The sequence below is a fragment of the Streptomyces violaceusniger Tu 4113 genome (assembly GCF_000147815.2).
In the GTDB taxonomy this organism is placed as follows: domain Bacteria; phylum Actinomycetota; class Actinomycetes; order Streptomycetales; family Streptomycetaceae; genus Streptomyces; species Streptomyces violaceusniger_A.
Genome location: NC_015951.1, coordinates 39,981 through 61,616 on the forward strand (window position 1 = coordinate 39,981; position 21,636 = coordinate 61,616).

15 protein-coding genes and 2 pseudogenes are annotated in these 21,636 nt (G+C 65.0%); 5 read left to right on the forward strand and 12 right to left on the reverse strand.

What is annotated here, in order from left to right:
• Positions 1–52: 52 nt before the first annotated feature.
• Positions 53–424, reverse strand: coding sequence for a hypothetical protein (locus STRVI_RS56600; RefSeq protein ID WP_043242247.1), 372 nt, complete (start codon positions 422–424; stop codon positions 53–55).
• A gap of 24 nt (positions 425–448) precedes the next feature.
• Positions 449–994 carry a DinB family protein gene (locus STRVI_RS43880; protein ID WP_014043498.1) on the reverse strand — a complete coding sequence of 182 codons (546 nt, stop codon included), beginning with the start codon at positions 992–994 and terminating at the stop codon, positions 449–451.
• Between the two features lie 98 nt (positions 995–1,092).
• On the opposite strand from STRVI_RS43880, the gene STRVI_RS43885 reads away from it, so the two are divergent.
• A complete protein-coding gene (locus STRVI_RS43885) occupies positions 1,093–2,055 on the forward strand; it encodes a helix-turn-helix transcriptional regulator (protein ID WP_014043499.1) in 963 nt (320 codons plus the stop codon).
• A 302-nt stretch (positions 2,056–2,357) separates the two neighbouring features.
• Entirely contained in the window at positions 2,358–3,095 is a 738-nt protein-coding gene (locus tag STRVI_RS43890) for a hypothetical protein (protein ID WP_014043500.1), read from the forward strand.
• A gap of 454 nt (positions 3,096–3,549) precedes the next feature.
• Here STRVI_RS43890 and STRVI_RS43895 read toward each other — a convergent pair whose 3' ends face one another.
• From STRVI_RS43895 to STRVI_RS43905, 3 genes are all read right to left on the reverse strand, one after another.
• Positions 3,550–4,149 (reverse strand): nucleotidyl transferase AbiEii/AbiGii toxin family protein, encoded by a 600-nt coding sequence (locus STRVI_RS43895; protein ID WP_251983045.1) that lies wholly within the window; start codon positions 4,147–4,149, stop codon positions 3,550–3,552.
• 62 nt (positions 4,150–4,211) lie between these two features.
• Positions 4,212–4,571: a hypothetical protein gene (locus STRVI_RS43900; RefSeq protein WP_014043501.1), complete on the reverse strand. Its 360-nt coding sequence runs from the start codon at positions 4,569–4,571 to the stop codon at positions 4,212–4,214.
• Between the two features lie 255 nt (positions 4,572–4,826).
• Positions 4,827–5,516 carry an HNH endonuclease family protein gene (locus STRVI_RS43905; RefSeq protein ID WP_014043502.1) on the reverse strand — a complete coding sequence of 230 codons (690 nt, stop codon included), beginning with the start codon at positions 5,514–5,516 and terminating at the stop codon, positions 4,827–4,829.
• A 204-nt stretch (positions 5,517–5,720) separates the two neighbouring features.
• Between STRVI_RS43905 and STRVI_RS43910 the strand changes: the two genes are divergently transcribed.
• Positions 5,721–5,948 (forward strand): hypothetical protein, encoded by a 228-nt coding sequence (locus STRVI_RS43910; protein WP_043242395.1) that lies wholly within the window; start codon positions 5,721–5,723, stop codon positions 5,946–5,948.
• 231 nt (positions 5,949–6,179) lie between these two features.
• On the forward strand, positions 6,180–6,704 hold the full coding sequence (locus STRVI_RS55365) for a hypothetical protein (protein ID WP_014043504.1): 525 nt from the start codon (positions 6,180–6,182) through the stop codon (positions 6,702–6,704).
• A gap of 162 nt (positions 6,705–6,866) precedes the next feature.
• On the opposite strand, the gene STRVI_RS43920 is transcribed toward STRVI_RS55365, so the two are convergent.
• Both STRVI_RS43920 and STRVI_RS43925 read right to left on the reverse strand, forming a co-directional pair.
• Positions 6,867–8,141: an MFS transporter gene (locus STRVI_RS43920; RefSeq protein WP_014043505.1), complete on the reverse strand. Its 1,275-nt coding sequence runs from the start codon at positions 8,139–8,141 to the stop codon at positions 6,867–6,869.
• 32 nt (positions 8,142–8,173) lie between these two features.
• Positions 8,174–8,767 carry a winged helix-turn-helix domain-containing protein gene (locus STRVI_RS43925; protein ID WP_014043506.1) on the reverse strand — a complete coding sequence of 198 codons (594 nt, stop codon included), beginning with the start codon at positions 8,765–8,767 and terminating at the stop codon, positions 8,174–8,176.
• Between the two features lie 132 nt (positions 8,768–8,899).
• Between STRVI_RS43925 and STRVI_RS55830 the strand changes: the two genes are divergently transcribed.
• Positions 8,900–9,022: a hypothetical protein gene (locus STRVI_RS55830; protein WP_014043507.1), complete on the forward strand. Its 123-nt coding sequence runs from the start codon at positions 8,900–8,902 to the stop codon at positions 9,020–9,022.
• A 205-nt stretch (positions 9,023–9,227) separates the two neighbouring features.
• On the opposite strand, the pseudogene STRVI_RS56605 reads toward STRVI_RS55830, so the two are convergent.
• The 5 genes and pseudogenes from STRVI_RS56605 to STRVI_RS43950 all read right to left on the reverse strand — a co-directional run bounded on the left by STRVI_RS56605 (position 9,228) and on the right by STRVI_RS43950 (position 20,967).
• A pseudogene (locus STRVI_RS56605) lies at positions 9,228–10,236 on the reverse strand (IS630 family transposase).
• 448 nt (positions 10,237–10,684) lie between these two features.
• Positions 10,685–11,559, reverse strand: a protein-coding gene (locus STRVI_RS49575) for an IS5 family transposase (RefSeq protein ID WP_435532646.1) whose coding sequence is annotated in 2 segments (ribosomal slippage) — positions 10,685–11,212 and positions 11,215–11,559 — 873 coding nt in all. Because the reading frame shifts where the segments join, the coding sequence is not laid out codon by codon here.
• 103 nt (positions 11,560–11,662) lie between these two features.
• Entirely contained in the window at positions 11,663–12,574 is a 912-nt protein-coding gene (locus STRVI_RS43945) for a transposase family protein (RefSeq protein ID WP_014043509.1), read from the reverse strand.
• A 310-nt stretch (positions 12,575–12,884) separates the two neighbouring features.
• Positions 12,885–13,031 (reverse strand): annotated as a pseudogene (locus STRVI_RS49580) (IS5/IS1182 family transposase); the annotation flags it as partial.
• Positions 13,032–13,176: 145 nt separating this feature from the next.
• A complete protein-coding gene (locus tag STRVI_RS43950; protein WP_167543313.1) occupies positions 13,177–20,967 on the reverse strand; it encodes a non-ribosomal peptide synthetase in 7,791 nt (2,596 codons plus the stop codon).
• Positions 20,968–21,636: the final 669 nt, after the last annotated feature.

A 21,636-nucleotide genomic window follows, 5' to 3' on the forward strand; every position in this document is an offset into this window, starting at 1 on the left:
CCCGCTGAGTGCCCGAGGCCGTGGCCAGGGGCTTCTTCCTCCTTCGGGTGCTCTACCGGGGTGTGACATAACTTCTGAATTTCTGAAATTTCCTCGGTGCGTGCGACGGATCTGCGATCTGATCGAGGCGAGGAGGCCCGGGTTGTCGGCGCTGGCGGTGGTGTGGGACCTGCGCGAGTACCGGGAGCCGGTCTCGGCGGAGGAACTGGAGCAGTTCGAGGCCGACGTGCTGGCTGGCCTGGTCCGCCGAGGAATTACCCACGCTTGCGGCGCCGGTCACGACCGGGCCACCGGCCGGGCCGCCCATGTCTGCGGCGACCCAGCCCGGGCAGATGGCGTTGACCAGGATGCCGTCCGGGCGGAGTTCGGTGCCGATCCCGCGGTCGGCGTCCGTGACCAGCGAGATCGGCGCAGCGGCGTTCATCGCGCCCGCCTTTCAACTCCCCGTTCAGCCCATGGTCTTGGCGCCGTCCAGGGACTCGCGAATGATGTCGGCGTGCCCGGCGTGGTGCCCGGTCTCGGCGATGACGTTCAGCAGCACCTGGCGGGCTGACCAGCGTACGCCGGACTCGAACCACGGCGCCTTCGGCAGTGGCTGGGTCGCGTCCAGGTCGGGCAGGGCGGCGATCAGCTCGTCGGTCCGGTGGGCCACCGCCTCGTACTCAGCGAGCACGCCGGCCAGCGTCTCGCCGGGCAGCAGCCGGAACGCGTCGGCCCGCTCGGCGAAGTCGGCCTCGGTCATGGCGCTGAAGTCGGGCATGGCCGACGGGCCGTCCAGGATGAAGTCCACCCAAGTCCGCTCCACCGCGGCGACGTGCTTGACCAGGCCGCCCAAGCACAGCTCGCTGACGGTGGTTCGCAGTCCGGCCTGCTCGTCGGTGAGGTCGCGGGTGGTGAAGCGCAGGAAGTGCCGGTGCTTGCTCAGCGTCCGCAGCAGGTCGGCGCGCTCGCCGGTGAGGGTAGCCGACTCGCTCAGGCTCAGGGTCTCGGTCATGATCTCCGCCTTGGGTTGGTCCCGTGTTCCTCGGTCAAGAACGACGGTAGAAGCCACAGCGGTCAGTTTCTGTCCTGAATTCCGGGAGAATCGGAGACATGGCGAACACCAGCACCCGGACCCTGCGACTGCTCTCCCTGTTGCAGAGCCACCGCTACTGGCCGGGCACCGAACTGGCTGACCGGCTCGGCGTCTCGGTGCGCACTCTGCGCCGGGATGTCGACCGGCTCCGCGAGCTCGGCTACCCGGTCGAGGCGCAGCGCGGCGTCGACGGCGGCTACCAGCTCGCCGCGGGCGCCGCGCTGCCGCCGCTGGTGATCGACGACGATGAGGCGGTCGCCCTGGCCGTCGGGTTGCACACCGCCGCGGAGAGCGCGGTGGAGGGCATCGCCGAGTCCTCGGTCCGGGTGCTGGCCAAGGTGGTGCAGGTGATGCCCACCCGGCTGCGTCGCCGGGTCGAGGCGCTGCGCGCGATGACCGTACCCGCCGGCTGGGGCAGCCCGGCCCGGGCGGGCGTCGACCCGGGCGTGCTCACCACACTCGCACTGGCCTGCCGGGACAGCGAACAACTGCGCTTGGGGTACACCGCGGCCGACGGCCGCCGCACCGACCGGCAGGTCGAGCCGCATCGGCTGGTCTGTCTCCAGCGCCGCTGGTATCTGGTCGCGTACGACCTCACCCGGCACGACTGGCGCAGCTTCCGGGTCGACCGGCTCACCGTGTCGGAGGCCACCGGCGCTCCGTTCCGCCCGCGCATCCTGCCCGCCGCCGACGCCGCCGAGTTCATCCGCGCCGGGATCGGCAACCTGCCCCGCCTGTACCGGGTGGCGGCCCTGGTGTACGCACCGGCCGCGACCGTAGGAGAGCGGATCGGGCGGTGGAGCACGGTCGAGGAGGTGGACGCCGAGCACTGCCGGGTGCGTATGACCACCGACTCCCTGGACTGGGCGGCCCTGGCCCTGGGCGCTCTTGGCGCAGAGTTCCGCGTGCTCGAACCGGCCGAACTTCTCGACCAACTCCGCGACTGGGCAGCCCGGTTCGACCGGGCGGTGCAAGGTTGACAGTTCACCCGCTGGGGGCTCCTGCCGCCAGCGGCGGGCGGCGCGGACGATCTCGTCGCCGGTGCCTTCGAGGCGCTCGGCCGCGCCAAGCTCCTCAAGCCTCCACGGCAACACCATGAGTCCGAGGCGAACTCACGGGTCGATCCCCACAGAGCACAGCATCCGACCCGCGGGTTCCCGCTGAAGTGCCTTCAGTTTCCGCGAACCTGCGGGGGTCGTGGGGGTCGAGTAGGAACCATGCGGAACCGGTCTCTTGTGGAGTTGAGTGCAACCACAGATCACAGCTCCATGTCTCCATCCGCATGACAGCCAACCAGCGGCCGCGATCGACTTCGGGTGATCGGGAGCTGCGCCTGTGGAAGGTCGGCTGGGCCCTCGCCGTCACCTTCGTCGCCGCGGTCCTAGTCGCCGGGGGCGTCTTCTACGGCTTGGTGTACCTACTGGACTTCCAGGAGATTGACAGCACCGCGAAGCTCGACGACAAGACACTCTTCGACCTAGTGAAACTCTCCTTCGGAGTGGTCGCCGGGGCCGGCGCGCTCGTCGCCGCCCTGGTCGTCGCCTACCGCCGCCAGCGCATCGACGAAGCCGGCGCCCACCGCGAAGCCACCCAGCTCCACACCGAACGATTCGGCCAGGCCGTCGAGCAACTCGGCTCAGACTCCCCGGCCGTCCGGCTCGGTGGCGTCCACGCCTTGGCCGGCCTCGCCGACGACGCCCTCGACGACAGCCTGCGCCAGACCTGCATCGACGTGCTGTGTGCCTACCTCCAACTCCCTTCACGCCCGACCCCGGTGAAGATCCAGCCCACCAAGAGGAACACCACCGCTACCTGGCCTTCCGCAAGGTCCGCCACACGATCCTGCGCCTCATCGGCAACCACTACCGCCGCCCCCGGGGAACCCACCGCTCATGGCAGGGCTGCGACCTCGACCTCACTGGCGTCATCATCGACGGCAACGTGGACTTCGAGGGCGCGAGCTTTTCCGGCGGCAAGGTGTCGTTCGGCACCGCGACAGGTCCAGCTCCCGCTGGGCTGATCACTGCCGTCGGCACTCCTCCGTCTGCGGTGGTCGATCTCCCGGCGTCTTGGCTGCCCGCAAATCCATAGCGATAGGGGTGGCGAAAACGGTCGTGTGCGCCCCCGCACGCCAATCCAAGCGGGGAGATCCACGGAGCAGGTGTGGGGTCACCCCCGAGCAGGGGGTGGCCGGTTTCAACGAGCGCCATCAAGGGCTGTTCCGTACGCCTGCCGCGCCTCGGCCTCCGCGGCCGCCGTACGGCGCAGCTTCCACATGCGCTCTGGCCTGCCGGGTGGCCTTGTGGTTCGGCTGCGGGTGCGGCTTGCCTGCCGGTATGGTGAGCAGGCCCCGGATGAAGCGGACGACCGCGATGCGTACTCGGCGCGTCGTTGGCGTACTACTCCCGGCGCGGGCGAGCACCTGGAGCCTCGTGGGCGACGGCCTGTGACACCACCGTTCCCGCTGCGGCTGGTCAGTCGTCCTGGGTGTCCTCATGCAGGTGCTGGGCGAGATCGTCGGCCCAGTCCCGGGCCCAGTCTCGCAAGGTGGCCGTGTCCGTCTCGGTGAGCCCGTAGGCGATGAATTCCTCGTCCTCGTACCATTCCGCGCCCGCCAGGCGTTCTTGGAGATCCTCGAGACAGAATTCGTCGCGGGCGTGGCGGCGGCCGAGTGTTTCCAGGTCGGCGGTGGTGTGGAGGCGGGAGGCGGCGTGGACGTCGATGAGGTCGCGCACGGCGCCGCGGTCGGCCAGCGCGCGTACCTTCGTGCCGATGACGTCGTCCAGGGCGAGGACAGGGCCGTACTCGGTCGCTGTGGGCGGGCGCCAGAACGCCTCTTTGAGGATGTCGACCTCGCACTCCTCGCCGCTGGCGGGGTCGGTGACGACGAGGCGGCCGGAGAGCGGGTCCACGCCGATCTCCCTCACCTGCCAGCCGCGGTCGGTCAGCCCGGCGGTAAGGGTGCGGGCGATCTCCGCCATGGGCGCGGGGTTCTCGGTGGCGACGTCGAGGTCCTGGCTGAGCCGGTCGACCAGGCCGTGCGCCTGGACGGCGTACCCGCCGGTGATGACCAGGGGTTAGGGGGTGCCGATGGCCAGGACGTCGGAGAGGAGCCGGCGGTGAAGGTCGCTGAGGTTCACGCTGCGGCTGCCGGGCGGGCGGCGGCCAGCTCGGGGAAAGCCTCTTCCCATACGTCGCGGATGGCGCGGCTGATCAGCGTGCGTAGCGCGGGCCACTGGTTGATCAGGAGGTCCCGGTTCAGCAGGGTGATCAGGTCACCGTGCTGTCCTTCGGCCAGCACGGTGCGGTACATGCTCATCCGCGACCGCGGCCGGTCCAGATCGAACCGCGTCAGACCCGACCACGCCACATGCAGCGGCAGCTGGACGGAGCCGTGCGCCGGACCGGCCAGTTCGCCGAGCGCGTCGGGAAGCCTTCGCACATAGCGCTGCCGCAGCACCTCGGCAGCAGGCGGCGACGGCTCGGCGGCAGGCATAGCGGACATGCACCCAGTGTATGAGCGATGAGCACGCGACTCGCGACAGAGGGCGCCCTGCTGGCCCTGCGGATCCCAGCCGTCCCGCCACACCGGGGTCCGGCAGCGGTCGAGGCGCCAAAACGGCCGGCCCGGCCACGGGAACCCGTCGTCTCACAGGACCGGGCCGCACGCGCACGGGCAGGATCACGCTGCCTTGCTGACAGCGGCCATCCCGGCGCGCCGGACGCGCCAGCGCGCCGGGGCCGAGGCGTATCAGGCGCAGGACTCGAGCATGCCGGTCAGCGCGGCACGTTCTTCCTCGTCCGAGGTGAGGGCATAGGCGTGCTTGACCGAGATCCACGCACGGGCGTACGTGCAGCGGTAGCTGACCAGGTCCGGCTGCCAGTCGGAGGGGTCCCTGTCGCTCTTCGACCGGTTGGAGCGGGCCGAGACGGCGATGAGCTGGGAATGGGCGAGATCGTTGGCGAACGCCCGGCGGTCCGCGGTCGTCCACTGCGAGGCGCCGGACCTCCACGCCTCTTTCAGCGGCACGACATGGTCGATGTCCACCTTGGACGCCGCGTCGAGCACCGCACCGTCGTACACCGATCGCCAGCTGCCGACCGTGGCCCGGCACTGACCGTCCTGGGTGACCTCTTTACCGTCTCGGGCGAGGACGACTTCGCGGGTGTCGCAGGTGCCGAACTGGGTGGCCCAGTGGGGGAACTTCGCCCGGCTGTAGCCGGGGACATCGGCCTCGGGCGCGACGGTCAGCTCGCCCAGCTCTACCTGGGCCTCCTCAGCGGTCGGGGGCTCCGGGAGCTCCGCCGCCGATGCGGGAGCGGTGGTGGAAGACGCGGTGCCCGGTGTGCTGGGTACGGCCCAGCTCGAGGGTGCGGAGCCTACGAGGCCGGCGGTTGCCAGCGTGGCGGCCGCCGCAGCGGCCCAGCGACAAATCATCATGACCGTCACCGTGGCCTGCCCTGTGGGGCCGAGCGCTCAATTTCCCAAGCCGTCACCCCAAAGTGGATACGCGGCAGCGAGGCTCCAGCTGCCCTCGAGCACACAGGCATATCAACCGGAGACCTCCCCTCACCGAACTCCTGCTGCACGCTCCTCGTGGTGTCCGGTTGCCTCGGAATTCGAACAAGCGATCTAATGCGGGGCATGGCCCAGCATGACTTCCCCCTCGACCTCGTGGAGGCGCAGACCGCCTGGTACCGCACGTACTGGCAGCTCGCCGAAACCGGTCCGACGGCAAGCACCACGAGGGACCGCCGACGCCTGCAGGAGCTGTCGAGACAGATCGCCGGACACCCGTACTGGTGTGGACCGTCGGGCACACCGGCCGCGCGCATGGAGCTCAAGGAGCTCGCCCGGCGTGAGGTCGGGTGATGAGAATCGCCGCCCGAGCGGAGGCATCGATCCGGGCCTTCCGGGCCCGGATAGTTCGCCCTCGGCAAAGAGCGGGGGCCCGACGTCTCCGAACGGCCAGGGCCGGCTCGTCGCAGGCTGGGTGATCAAAACGAACTGGTTGGGGCTGTGATTGGAACGCAGCCGCGATCAGGTGGAGCTGAGGGCGGGACGCTGGGGAAGAATGTCGGCAGCGATCACGAAGGAGGCCTCGTGCGGCTGACGGTCGACACCGAGACGGACACCTACGAGCAGGCGATCGCCGCTGTGCAGGCCGCCTACGGTCTACGTCCCGTCCCCCCTGCCGACTGGCCGGAAGCACCAGCCCTCGACCTCCGCCCCGGCCCGCAGGACCTCAGCGGCGACGACATCGGGGACGGCTGGAGCGAACAGGCGCTCTTCGGGATGCTCGCCTCACTGATGCCCGGGGCCCGCGCGGTGCTGTGCCGGATCACGGACCTGGGCGGCACCACCTCGTTCGACGAAGTCCAGCAGTACTTCGCCAACCATCCGACCACACCGATCGCCACGGCCAAGATGGGCGGAACCCTCACCAGCATCAAGGCGGTACAGCGCCGTGTCGCCCCGCCCGGCGCACCCCGGCTGCTCCAGCGGGACGAGCGGGCCCGGCTCTACCAGATTGACCGGGTGCTGGTAGAAGGGCTCAGGCGGGCCTTCGCGATCGCCGATGCCCGCCCCGACCTGCTGCGCGGTGAGCCCACCGCACACGTCACCTGACGCGGCCGCGCCACTGGCAGGAGACCGTGTGAGGCAGACGAGAATGCCCACAAGGATGATGGCTGCCGTGATGAGCGGGGCGACCAGGGAGTTCGCCGGGCACAGGATTCAGGCCCATGGCTCGGGAGGGGGTGGCCGATCCCTGGGATGCGGTTGGGTTGCTTAGATGGTCACGCCTGGCCGCTGCCGGGGCAGTTCGGCGTGCCGTACCGCGTCGGAGGCCAGGACGATGACCACGCCCAGGCTGGCGAAGATGCCGCAGCCGACGAACACCGGGGCGGCGCCCCAGGCTCCGATGGCAGCGCCGACCACCGGATAGCTGAGGGGGGCGACACCGACCAAGGTGAGCATGACGACGGAGGTGACCCGGCCGAGATAGGCCGGGTCCGCTGCGGTCTGTATGAGGGCGTTGTCCAGACTGCCGAAGACACCCGCACACAGCCCGATGACCGCTGCCAGTACTGCGGCGGGCCATAGGATGGGCACCAGTGCGATGGCTGCCGCGCCCGCGCAGCCCGCGAGCAGCGTGCCGGCCAGCATCAGGCCGGCACGGGGCAGCCAACCGGCGATGGCGAGCAACGTGGCGCTGGCCGCTGCTCCTGCACCGAAGCTGCTGACGATCCAGCCATAGCCGTAAGGACCCCAGCCGCGCTCGGCGTTGAGGAGTACCATGCCGACGTTGAGGGTGCCGGTGAGGCCGAGTTCGCAGATGGCGCCGGCGGCGACGAGCGGGCCGATGAGGCGGTGGCGGCGGATGTAGCGCAGGCCGCCGAGCAGGTCTTGCCGCGCGGTGGCGGGCTCCGGCCTCTCGGGGGCGTCGCGCGGCCCCAGGGGCCGTATCCGTATCGTCAGCAGGAGCGGCAGGGACAGCGCGAAGAGCAGGCCAGCGACGGTGAAGGCAGCTGCAGGTCCACCGAGCCCCATGGCCAGCCCGCCGATCGGCGGGCCCGCGATCTGGCCGAGGCGCATCGACAGCGAGCGCATGCCGGTAACCCGAGCCAGCTGGTCAGGGCTGGTGATGCGCGGCGGAAGGGCACCGACAGCGGGTACAAACAACGCGTCCACGGCACCGAAGACGAGCGCCACCGCGACCAGGATCCACAGGGCCGGCGCCGTCAGTGCGAGGCCGGCGGCCACCGCCAGGATGAGGAGACAGCGCAGCGCGTCACTGCCGAGAATCACCCGACGGGGGTCGAACCGGTCGGCCACCACGCCTCCGCCGAGCATGAGTAACGCCCGCGGTAGCGCTCCTGAGGCCATGACGAGGCCGACTTCGGCAGGACCGGCGGCCTTCTGGGCGGACCAGCCCAGGGCGACGAAGTACACGCTGTCGCCGACGAGGGAGGTGGTGTATGCGGTGAGCCAGCGCAGCACGTTGCCGTCTCGGTGGGCTGGTGTGGTGGCGCGATCGGGCAGGGCTATCTCTGGGGTGGCCATGGAGAGCTCCAGTCATCGGGGGTACGGCTGCATCAGGACGGGAAGGGGAAGCCGTAGAGGTGCACGGACACGTGCTCGCGGTCTTCGGTGTCGCCGGCCGCCTTGGCGGCCTTGCCGCGCTCCCGCCAACGCCGAGCCAGTGCCTCAAGCTCGTCGCTCATCTCCGCGAGTTCGGCCGGGGTGAGGTCGAGCAGCCACTCGGAGCTGAAGGCCGCGTCGGTCCACGCATTCCCCCAGCCAGACTTCTGGTCGAGATACGCACGGTACTGGGCGATCCGGGTGGTGAGGATGCCTCGGGTCACCGCGCCGACAGCGGCGGCGCCTTCGGGCGTGTCCGCGAAGTCCGAGTCACGGAAACCCCAGCCCTCTTCGGACGCCACTTGCCACCACCGCTCGCGGCCATCGGCGCCCTGGCCGTTCGCTTGGGTCACGAAGCCGTGTTCGGCCAGCTTGCGCAGGTGGTAACTGACCAGCGACGGTGTCTCGTCGACATGCTCGGCGAGCTGAGAGGCGGTCGCAGTGCCTGCGGCGTACAGCAGCCGATAGAGCTGCATCCGCAGCGGGTTCATAAACGCCCTCAACCGTGACAGGTCAGTGATCTGCTCAGGCTCGTGCGGTGGTCGCATGCCCCAACGGTAGGTATGAAGCGAAAACTTCGCAACAACCGCTTCAGAATGCATGGGGCATCATCGGCCGCTGGAGTTGGCGGCTACGCTGGAGGACACCAAGGGGCTCTGCACCGCTGGTGGTGCGAGGCGATGCTCGATACTGACCCCGCCGGTGACCGGTTCGCCGAGGCCACGCTGAATGGCATCCTGTCTACGAAGAGCCTCGCGGCAGCCGTCGCGCGCCACCGGGCACTGGAGTTGCCCCTTGAGTGAGTCGCACGGGGCAAGAGCCAGTAGGCTGGCCGTGTGAACCGTCCGAAGAGGCGACGCGCCGCTGGCTGACCTATCTTCGCCGGGTGAGGTTATCTGGGCTATTCAGATCCGATCGATGATCTGGCGGCCAAGGTCACTACCTTCCGGCTGGACAAGATGCTCGCGGCTGGTCCGGGGATCTACTGACCTTCAAAGCGTGGTGTCGTCATGGTGGCTCGCGCTGGAGGCCGGTGCCGGTGAGGCAACCGTCGAGGACGTCGGGGCGGTACTGGAGCTGGCGTAGTCCCCGGCGAACAGCGGTGATCAGGTCGTCAGGGTCGGCGAAGGCCCGGTTGGCCAGGACGGTGCGCCGCATCACGGACCAGATGCCCTCACGGGATTGAGATCGGGCGCGTAAGGCGGCAGTTGGAAGACTGTGAGCCAGTCACGGTCAGCGATATACCGGCGCATTCCTGCCGTGAGGTGGGTGTTGAGATTGTCCCAGACGAGCACGATGGGGCCGCCGAGCTGGTCGTGGGCGGTCTGGATCAGGTCGCGGTAGTCCTTCCAGGAGAAGCTTTTGCGCCCGTCGGGGCGTTTGCTCGTCTTCGAGGACGAAGCCGGATTCTCGATGACGCCGCCCACCACCCGCACCTGTGTCCGGGGCCGATCCCGCCGCCGCTTATCCATCGCCGCGCTGACCTGCTACAAGACCGGCGAACGCTCCCGGCTGATCTACCGGCCCTGCCCCGAACAGGCGTCGAGCGCCGCCACGGTCCTTCCACCTGCGGCCAGGTCTCCTTCACCCAGCCGGCCGCCGCCGCCTCGTCTCGCTCGATGGCACGGCGGGCGGGAACCTGGCAGGTCCACCCATGGCGTCTGAGCAGCGCGGCGACGCCCTGGATGGTGTAGCTCTTGTGGAACCGGCGCCCGATCAGGGTCTTGATCCGTGACAGGGTCCAGGTCTGGTCCGGCCAGCCGTGCGTGACCGGGCCCTTGAGCAGCTCCCGCTCCAGCAGGGCGAAGAGTTCGTCGCTGAGCAGTGGCAAGGATGCCGGCCCTTTCGAGGCCAGGGCTCTCGGTCCGCCCTGTGACCAGGCATTGCGCCGGCGCTGTACCGACCGGACGCTGACTCGCATGTCGTGCGCGATGTCCGAGCTCTCGTCGCCCTGCTGGAAGCGCTCGGCCGCCTCCATCCGCAGATTCTCGCGGAAGGCTCGCCGTTCGTCGGTCAGCCCGCCGCCCTATGCGTACCTAATGCACTCGGCATACCGCAGGGATCATGGACAGTCAGCCCCACCGACACCACGCTTTTAAGGTCAGTAACGCCGTCAGACCAACATCCCTACACGCCTGCCAGATGCTGCTGCGCCCCATCCTTCGGCGTGATCTATCTTGGTGTCGATCGTCAGCCGCACGGCCCCCTTCGTGATTGCTTCTGACATTCTTCCCCAACCCCACCGCCCCGGCTCAGCCTGATCCGGGATGGGCAGACCGTCCCATTGGTGTCGCCGGACAGGTAGTCGACAACCTTGGTTGGCGCATCGGTCGAATCGTCCAGGAACGCCTCGAGATACCGCGTGGCAGTGAGTTGGGGCCGCGAAGCCCAGGCGATCGTGGCCTGCGCTTCCCGTCGATCAGCTCCCGGCCCGCGTCGTCTAGGGTCTGTTGCGAAAGTGCTGGTCACAGCCACTTGTTGAGGACTGCGACCAGCACGGTTGCTTCGTAGCGGACGGCGAGTTTGTCGTATCTCGTGGCGACCGCGCGGTGCCGCTTGAGTCGGTTGATGCCGCACTCGACCGCGTGCCGATGCTTGTAGTCGGTCTTGTCGAACCTCGGCGGCCGACCGCCGCGCGAGCCGCGCTTCTGCCGGTTGCGGACGCGGTCCGCAGGGACCGGGACCGTCGCTTTGATACCGCGTCTGCGCAGGTAGGAGCGATTCTTGCGGGAGTCGTACGCCTTGTCGGCGCGCACTCGATCCGGCCTCTTGCGTGGCCGTCCCCGGCCACGCCTGGGCACCCGGATCGCTTGCAGAACAGGCTCGAACTGAGTGGAATCGCCCCGCTGCCCGGCAGTGATCACCACCCACAACGGCTTCTGGCCCTGCTCGACCGCGAGGTGAACCTTGCTGGTCAGTCCGCCCCGGGAGCGTCCGAGTCCGTGGTCGGCCGGCTCGACAGTGATCCCGCCGGGCGGTTCCTTCTGGAGGTCCCCCTTTTCGCCGCCCCTGCGGCGTGCTGGTGGGCACGGCAGACCGTGGAGTCGACGTTCACGTCCCAGGTGATCAGGCCCTTCGCGTCGGCCTCGGCCTGGAGCTGCGTGACGATCCGCGCCCACGTCCCGTCCCGCTGCCAGCGCCGGAACAGGTCATAGACCCGGTCCCACGGCCCGTACCGTTCCGGCACATCACGCCAGGGAGCACCGGTGCGGGTCCGCCACCGTATGCCGTCAATCAGCTGCCGCCGCGTCCACACCTGCGGACGGCCCGGCTTGATGCCCCGCGGCAGCAGCGGCCCAAGCCGGGCCCACTGGCCGTTCGTCAGATCCCCACGTCCCACAAGACATGATCATCAACGAACGAGATCAACTTTCGCAACAGACCCTAACGAGCTCGTGCATGGTTGGTGGTGAGACGTCGATGCCTTCGGCAGGGCTCGGTGTTCACACCTGCTGTGCCGGGTTCAGGTCCGCGGTCTGCTGATGGGACAGCAGGCCGGCAATGGCCTGAACGGTGTCGCTCATGTGTTCGCGGCGGCCGAGGTGGCGGGCAAGGGCCCGCCAGTTCTTCAGGTGGGCGATGCCGTGCTCGACCCGGATACGTCGCGAGGAATGTGCTTTGCACTGCCGCTCATGCATCTCCTCGTACCAGTCCGGGGCGTTCTTCTTGAACTTGCGGTGCGGTGGTGTCACCACGCGCCCGCCGGTCTGGGCTCCCAGGCCCTGGTAGCCGGCATCCGCGAGGATCTCCACCACGGGCCCTCCGGCCAGCAGCTTGACCAGCCCTAACTGGCGGGCCTGGGTGATGTCCGCGCAGCTTCCGGGTCTGGACGGGCTGCAGAACAGCACCCGTCCGTCCTCATCCGTGACCACCATGGCCTTGACGGCGTTCTGCTTGCTCTTGCCGGAGATGAACTTGTCCCGGTCCCGGCGACCGACAGCCGGGCGGCGGACCCGGATCTCGGTGCCGTCGATGATGCCCGTCATGCCGGTCGCGCCGAGATGGTCGATGACCTCGGCCAAAGTTCGCAGCCGCACGTCGGGGTCGATGGTGCACCCCCGCTCGGCGAGCAGGGGCCGCACCTCACCGATGGCCCGGGTGATGGTGGAGCGGTCCACGCCGAACCAGCAGGCCAGCACGTCGTGCGTGGTCCCGTGGCGGAGATGGACGAGAGCGGCCAGGAGCCGGTCGACGAACACCAGCTGGTGTTTCGCGCCAGCGCCCACGGCCCGCTTCCGCGGCCGGGAGGCAAGCCTGGCCTGGCGGCGCTCGTGCCACAACGGGCCGACCTCGGCGACGAGTTCAGCGATCACCCCGGCCGTCAGGCCCGTGATCCGTCGGTTGCTGATGATCACTGCACGAGTCGCATTCCCCACCACACGACCATGATCAACGATCACGACCTCGACGTCTCACCACCAACCATGCACGAGCTCGTTAGTCTAGGAAGAAGGACGGCTCCACCTCCGTATGGAACGCGGCCCCGTTGTACGTCGCGTACACGGCGGCTTGCGCGTCCGTCAGAAACTCGACCGGCACCCCAACCTCCACACAGTGAGCATTTTCGGTGTTGCCGATCCAGGGTGAAGATGCCTTTGGCGATTGACGTCATGCGGTTTGGGCTACGTCGGGATCTGCGGAAGATCCTCGATCTTCGCCAGGGTGGTGTTCGCGCACGTACTCCAGTGCCACCATCGCGCATTCACACGGGCGACGCCTGCAGGGCCGGTCGCCCTCATGGGTGACGACGAGCATGGTCACCCACTCCATGAGTGCATGGGGCAGGTCGAGTGCGGCAGGACAGATGACCACCGAGGCCCCCGAGCAGCGTGGTTGAGACGTCAGACATCTCGATCAACGCTCGGGGGCCTCGCTCGTTGCGCTTCATAGGCCGGCACCTGAGCGGTGGCCAGCTCGAAGAGGCTCAATGCAGCCGAAGACGCCCAGGTGTTGGCGCTCAGTCGTGTTCGTGAAGGGAGGCATGATTCAGGAGGGATCCAAGAAGCGTCTTTCCCGGGTACTGGAGAAGCCCCGCTAGCGCACTGAAGAATTCATTGAGGATCTCCAGGGCTGTTTCGCGGCTACACCGGCCGAGATCATGCAGAAGCTGAGCCCGGGGGAGTTCTCCCTCCTTGAGGCAGATAGTGAGTGGCAACCCTACATTCTCCGATGACCTCGTTTCGACGAAGCGGGCATTTTCGCTCTTTGGTGAGCGAATCGAATGGCTTTCGATGACTAGAAGACTCTCAAAGAGGGGCTCCCCTCTCGGTACGTTGCTCCACCCATGAATGTCAGTGAGACTGTTGTAGGAATATTCTCTAGCTGCCGCGTGCTTGCTCTGGATATCCCGCAGCCATGGCGTGACTGCACTATGTCGATCGACCTTAATGCGCGACGGGATTGTATTGATGAACAAACCCACCATAGATTCAGATCCAGTCAAGTCGACTGGCCGACCCGCTACGGTCGACCCAAATATCACATCGTCACTTCCTTCTACCCGGGCAAGCACCAGCGCCCAGGCACCCTGCGCGACGGTGGCGGCCGTTACACCCGTATCAGTGCAGAATGTGGCGAGTCTCTCACCGAGTTCTACGCCGAGTTCAACTTCCAGGCTTGCGGCACCGCTCTGTGTTCCGGATTCCCGCAAGGCGGGAATCTTTGCCGTTCTCGGCAGGTCGGCTAGCTCTCGTCGCCAGAAGGATTCCGCGGTCAGGCTATCCTGCTTTCTTACCCATTCCACAAATCTGCGATAGGGGATTGCGGGAGCGAAGGCAGCCCGCTCGTTCCGGACCAGGGATTCATATGCAGCCTGGACTTCTTCTAGAAAGACCGCCATACTCCATCGATCCATCAGAATATGGTGGAAGCTGAGCACCGCATAGAGTTCGGTCTCCTGAGTATGGACGAGGGATATACGGATGGGCGGGGACTGGGATAGCGCGAAACCTTCGGCGAGATCCTGCTGCAGAATTACTTCCCACGCTGTGGTTTTCTCCTCCTCTGCGAGCAAGCGCAGGTCCTGGTGACGGACGTCGAGGAGTGCGTGACGGTGCACTATCTGCACAGGTACGGAGAGCTTGCGCCAGGCGAAAGTGGTGCGGAGAGCCGCGTGGCGCTCTGCAACATCACGGAATGCTTTCTCCAGGCAGAGCGCATCGGTTCCAGGGGCACGGTACACCTGTTGTTCCATATAGACGTTCTCCTGTGCCGCCAATAGGGTCTGGAAGAGCATTCCCTGTTGCATGGGCGCGAGGGAATAGATATCCTCAATATCGGCGATCCCTGACGACACATAATCGATCTCTCGCTGAGCGAGATCGGCGACGGGAAAATCCGAAGGAGTGTATCCGCCCGGGTTGTTGAGGCAATACTGTGCGAGTTCCTCTATCCGACGCAGGAAGGCGTCGACGAGAATTCGAACTGTTTTTTCGCTGTGCATAGTACGCGAGTATCCCCATTTCGCCACGAGTTCTCCATTCCGCACCTCCGCTTCTACCTCAAAGGTATACGGCCGGAGTTGACTAGGCGGTTTTTCCTCACCCAAGCAAGATTTCAGCACCTTGAAAACGCCGTCCCCAGGGGAAAATCGGTCCTGCACGCCGTGATAATTGAGGACTACATCCGCGACTGACTGTGCTGAACAGTTGTCTTCCTCTGCAAGCGATGCAAGCCAACGCGTTGAGAACCCAAGCCCCTCGTCCGGAAATTTCCTAAGCCTTTCCTTTACGTCGCTCAGCGCGCTACCAAAGTTCGAGGCTCCGAGGTTTTGATGCTGGATTCGTACGGGCTGGATGGTAGTGAACCATCCGATGCAGCGGCTTATGTCCAGACCTGCGGCCAGGGGGTCGCGGCCATGGTTTTCAAGGTCGACGCGTATGCTACCGTCGGCCCATTCGTTGAGTGTGAGGCACAGCGCCGTCGCCAAGATCTCCTTGACGCGAATGCGAAATACTGACGGCACCTCACGCAGGAGTCGGCGTGTTTGGTCAACGTTAAGCTTGCGCACGATAGTTGCGCCATCCGCTCCGATGCTCTGGTCTCCGCTGCCGTAGTCGTGCGGGACACGCTCCGCGCCGTCGGTGATAGCTCGCCAGTGCTCCTCCTGCGCAGCGACCGCCGCACTCCGCGCGTAGCGGTGCACCCAATGCGCCCAGGGCGTGAACGGCAGGGCTGGCTCGTCGTCTACGAGTACCCTTTCTCCTACTCTTGCCTGGTACGCGGTCGACAGGTCCGCTAGTAGGGTTTGCCAAGACAAGGTGTCGACTGCCAGATGGTGGACGGCAAGCAGGATTCGATCTGGGTGTCTCCTTCCGAAACGAAACAGCCCTGCGGCCAGAAGTCGGCCAACGAGTGGATCGAGTGACGACTGGATTCGCGTGGCGACGTTGTGCACCGTGACCTCGGAATATTCGCCGTCCTCTACGTCGATCACCGTCAAGATGCCCGTAGATTCCGTCTGGGCAACTGATTGGTTCCAGAATCCCCCGGTCTGCTTGAACGTCAGACGAAGAGCATCGTGACGTTGCACTACGTCGTGGAGCGCGCCCTCCAGTGCGGCTGGATCCACGTTGTCAGCTTCGAGGTGGCTTGATTGGTTGTAGTGATGCCAGTCGTGCATTTTCTGGGCGAAGAACCATCGCTGAATGGGCAGGAGTGGCAGGGATTCCGTTGCGGACGTACTGACGTGCTGGACGGGGACTGCTTCGGTACGCTCCGGTCCGACTTCTGCTGCTAGTGAGGCGATCGTCGGGTGATCAAAGATATGCTTCGGAGTTAGAGGGACCCCCTGTCTACGCGCACGGGCGCAAACCTGGACGGTCAGAATGGAGTCGCCTCCGAGCTGAAAGAAATTGTCGTGCACCCCGATATGATCGATCTGCAGTGCCTCGCGCCAAATGGTGCAGAGGTCTTCTTCGACCGTGTTTCGCGGCTCGATAACCTTAGTGTTGACATCGCGGATACGGGTGGTCAAGGTCGGCAGCGCCTTGCGGTTGACCTTTCCATTGGCATCAAGCGGGATTTCCTCGATCGCAATGTAAACGGACGGGACCATGTAGGAAGGCAGCGTTGCACTGGCCCATCGATGCAATTCATCGTCGGGAATATATTTTCCAGTCTCCCGGAGTGTGTAGTAGCAGACGAGGCGCTGAAATGCGGTCTCGTCCGCAACCCCGAGCACGATCACTTTTCGTACCTTCGGGTGCTGGTCGAGACAGTGCTCGACTTCCCCTAGCTCAATACGGTGGCCACGGATTTTCACCTGCTGGTCACTGCGGCCCACAAACTGCAGGTTCCCGCCTGGGAGCCAATACCCGATATCTCCTGTGCGGTACATGCGGCTTCCGAGCGCCTTGGTGAAAGGGTCCGGAATGAACCGCTCTGCAGTAAGGGCTGGCTTGTTGAGATAGCCGCGGGCACAGCAGACTCCGCCGATATATACCTCTCCGTGCACGCCAGCGGGGAGGGGGTTCAGGTCGTCGTCGAGGACGTACAGAGTGGTGTTCTTTATGGGGTACCCGATGGGCAGTAGTTCTCCCCGATTGTCTTCCCTGTCCTCTGCGGTGTCATAAAAGGTGTTGGCGACAGACGCCTCGGTGGGCCCGTACTCGTTCAGGACGGGCGTGTCAGGGTCCAGCGTTCGCCAGGATGCGAGAGTATGCGGAGAGAAGGCGTCGGCACCCACGGCCAGGAGGCCAGCAAGGTTGTGTGCCTGCGCTTTAGTGAGCTGCTTGGCAAGGAGGTCTAGGTGGCCGGGAGTCATCTTGATGAAGGCGTAGGGGCTCTTCTCTACAAGCCGCTCGGCGAGCTCACCCGGGTTCAGGCCTTCGGGAATTAAGTGTACCGGCTGGCCCATGAGCAAGGGCGTGTACAGATTCGGCACGATCATGTCGAAGCCGAAGGATGAGAAGAGAGGGGCGCCGTTCGTTCCACGATAGGCGTAGTTTTTCATACAGGAGCGCAGGTAGTTCACCAGGCCCCGGTGGTGGCAGGCGACGCCCTTGGGCCTGCCCGTCGAGCCCGAGGTATATATGACGTAGGCCAAATCATCTGGACCGATGGTGCGTTCCGGCTGCGTTCGGAGGTGCTGGGCGATCCGGGCGAAGTCAGTTTCGGTTACACAGGCCCTGACCTGGCTCAGGTCCAGGCGCTCCATCAGTCGTTCCTGGGCTACGAGAAGTTCGATTTGCGCGTCTCGCAGTACGTATTGAAGGCGCTCTGCGGGGTTGTCGGGCGCGAGTGGAACGTAGCCGGCGCCGGTCTTCATCACTGCGAGCAGTGTGATTACCATCTCCAGGCTTCGCTCGTAGAGGACCCCAACGAGCTGGCCGGATCCCGCACCAAGTGAACGCAGGTAATGGGCCAGTTGGTTGGCTCTCTGGTCCAGCTCCTGATAAGAGAGTGACACCTCACCGAATGTGAGGGCCGTATGTGTGGGCGTCTTCGCGGCCTGCTGTTCGATGAGCTGGGCGATTGTGAAGTCGTTGTCCCAGTCGGTTGATGTCTCATTCCACGACCCGACGATTTCAGCCTGCTCAGTGGGGGTGAGGAGTCCGACGGTGGCAACGGTCCGAGAAGGATTACTGGCTAAGGCAGTCAGCACCTGGACCAGGTGCCGGGAGACCTTGCGCATACCAGCTGGCTGCAGTCGGCCGCGCTGGTAGCGCAGCGTGAGGTGAATGGTTTCCTCTTCTTCGTCGATGACGAGGACTAGTGGGTATCCGGTCTGCTCGTACATCGCCTGAAGCTGGAGTCTCGCGCCGTCTTGTGGACTGCCAGCGGCCACGACTGGGTGATTCTGGGAGATCACGATGCTCGAGAACAGTGACTGTCCGCTCGGTATGCCGCTCCACCTGTGGATATCAGCGAGCGCCGCATCGGCGTGGTCGAGCGCCGTGAGCAGATTTTGTTGGATCCCTCGCAGCCAGTCGCCAATGGGAGTATCGCTGGGCACCCGCACGCGGATAGGCAAGGTATTGATGAACATGCCGACGATGGACTCGATACCGGGAAGGTTGGCAGGGCGGCCGGATACGGTGGAGCCGAAGACGACATCACGGTCGCCGCTGTAGCGTGCAAGCAGCAGCCCCCAGCTGGCGTGAACGATCGTGCTCAGGGTAATGCCCTCGCTGCGGCACGATGCACGCAGGGCAACGGCTCGCTCACCGGCGATGCTGACGGTAAGCTCCTCATTCTCACCCGGCCCGGCACTCGGGTCATCGCCAGGCAGTTGTGTGGGCGCCGTGAATCCTGACAGAGCGTTGCACCAGTGAGCCCGGGTAGCTGCCTCGTCATCGCGTGCTATCCACTGAATGTACCTGCGGAATGGAGGCGGCGTGCCTAGACGTCCAGGCCGTGCAGCGAGGGTTGCCGCGTAGATCTCGACGATCTCGCGGACGATAATGGACAAACTCCAACCATCTAGGATGATGTGATGGAAGGACAGCAGTACCTCCGCCTCACTTGCGCTCGTGCGCATGATCGTCAGGCGGATAGGGGGGCGAGCGTCCAGCTGGAATCCGCGTGCCTTGTCTTGGGCGAGCAGATCGGCACGGGCGGATTCCATCGCATTGTCGTCGAGATTACGCCAGTCAAGCCAGACTATGTCGATATCGACGTCTCGATGGACGAGTTGGAGGGGCCGAGGGACGTCCTGCCAGTGCACGGTTGTCCGGAGCGCTGGGTGGCGCTCTGCGATCTGGCGCCACGCGCTCTCGAAGGCCCGTGTTTCGATGTGACCTGCGAGGGTGAAGATCGCTTGCTCGAAGTAGTCTGTGGAGCCAGTGGTGAAAAGGCTGTGGAATAGCATTCCAACTTGCAGAGGAGATAGGGCATACGCCTCCTCGAAGTCGGTGTAGGTGGTCCGGAGTTGTGCCACGACACCGGCGTCCGTGAGGTGCAGATTGATTGCTTCCGGAGATGGGGATTCTCGCAGAGTCAGCTCGCCGACGGTGTCGGCTAGTCGCTGAATGGTGCGCTGTTTGAAAATGTCGGAGACGCAGAGATTGAGGCCACGGCTGCGGGCACGCGCTGTGATCCGCATGGCCTGGAGTGAATCTCCTCCGAGGTCGAAGAAGTCCTCGTCGGTGCCAACCTCGATACAGAGAACACTCTGCCAGATGTCAATAAGGCTCGCTTCTGTTTTTGTTGATGCAGCAGTTCGTATCTGAGGGCGGTCGGGGAATGCCGAGAGCGCCAGCAGGGCCTGCCGGTCGACTTTGCCACTTGCTGTGAGCGGGAACCTACCCTGGAGAACAATTCGGGATGGAACCATATGAGCAGGAAAAAATTCATTCAAAGAACTCTTGACTTGTTGCGGGTCCAGTACGTGCCCTTGAAATGGAACGATATGGGCCACGAGCTGCCGATGCCCGGAAGGCACTTCAGCGAGCACTACGGCCGCGTCCCGTACGCCCGTTACCTTCAGGAGGGTTTCCTCGATCTCCTCGAGTTCTACGCGCTGGCCCCGAATCTTGACTTGGCGATCGGCCCTTCCCAGGAAGTCAAGCAATCCGTCTTCCCGCCAGCGGGCCAAATCCCCAGTGTGGTACAGACGCCCTTTGCCGAAGGGATTTGGAATGAACTTCTCCGCAGTGAGGCCGGGCTTCTTGTAGTAGCCCCTGGCGAGTTGTACGCCACTGATGTACAGGTGGCCAGTCTCCCCGCATGGAACCGAATCGAGGTTGTTGTCCAGCACGTACAGCTGTGTATTGTCGATCGGGCCCCCGATCGGAACGTCCAGCGCAGCAGGGTCGGGCTGACACGCATAAGAGGAGACGTCGATAGATGCTTCTGTGGGCCCATAAAGGTTGTGCAGGGTTCCAGTCAGGAGATCGCAAGCACGGTTCATCAGTGCTGCCGGCAAGACTTCCCCGCTGCAGATCACCCGTCGGAGGCTGCGGGTCTGAGCGAGCGAGGGAGTATCAAGAAACTCGGAGAGCATCGATGGGACGAAGTGCAGCGTAGATACCTTCTCCTGAGCGATGACATCCACCAGATAGGAGGGGTCACGGTGGCCACCAGGCTGGGCTAGGACCAAGCGTGCGCCGGTCATCAGCGGCCAGAAGATCTCCCAGACAGATACGTCGAAGCTGAAGGGGGTCTTCTGCAGGACGACGTCGTCGGTGCCGAGTCCGAAGGTGCGTTGCATCCAGGTGAGACGATTGACGACTCCTCTGTGCTGGAGACATACGCCCTTGGGGGCCCCCGTCGAGCCGGACGTGTAGATGATGTATGCGAGATCATCGGGCCCGGCGGTTCTCTCCACGGCATGGGTTGGCTGCTGGAGGACTTCGTCCTCGCCGATAACTACAACTTGGGCGCTGCCCGCGCGTCCCTTGATCCTCTCAAAAGTTCCGTGCTGGGCCACGATGACTGGACAGGCTGTGTCGTCGAGGACGTACTGAAGGCGCTGATCTGGGTAGTCAGGGTCCAGTGGAACGTACGCGGCACCCGCCTTCAGGATCCCGAGCAGCCCAATGACGAGTTCGATGCCCCGTTCCGCGCAAATGCCCACGGGGACATCAGGTCCGACACCAACCTTGCGCAGACGGATTGCCAGACGGTTGGAAGCCTGCCAGAGCCCCCGATAGGTCATGTCGTCGGTGCTGGATGTGAGAGCCGTGGCATACGGGGTGCGTTTGGCTTGCTCGTCAAATAGGTCATGGATGCAGCGGTCGTCAGGGAATGGACGTGCGGTGTCGTTCCACGAAGTGAGGCCTGTGAATCCGCCTGCGTTGCAGGACATCGAGCCTGATCGTTTGGTCATTCCGTTCCAACCCTTTACTTCAATGTCGTTTTCCCGGTACTCAGACAGGTCTGACTACGACGGTGTTCAACGGCCCCTCGAAATCGAAGTGTCACCTCGTACCGCACGAAAATTAGTCCTTGATTGTCCCGCACTCACTCCCGGCCTGGCTACGCTTAAACGCATTTCATCGCTGATTACCAATAGCGCGTCTGTCGACGATCGGCATGATCACGATTCCAGCGGCATTTTCCCGGTGGTGAGCTACCTCGAGTTGCCGGCGGGCCCAGCGCTGTGTGGCCTCTCGCCCACAGAGGATCGGCAGCTCTGTAGCCCGTAGCCCGTCGCGTAGTACTCCATGCGATGGCGGCGCACACCGAGATAGGAGCGGGTGGCCCCATGGGGATGGGAGACGCCGTATCATCGGCAGCCTGGCACGTCATCTCGTGAGCGATAGCTCCCTCCAAGTACCAGCCCAGCAGAAAGCACTGAGTCGCGGCTCAACCGACTTGATCTCCTTCCCATAGCAGCGATAATGCGCTGGTTCCCATGCCCTCGACATACCGAAAGCCTGATGGGTTCCCGCTAGGCTGTGGGTCAATTCCGCATACCAGCTGGAAAGGTCAGGCCTCTGATTTTTATCCGCTGCCGATTGCCCTGCCGCTCGCG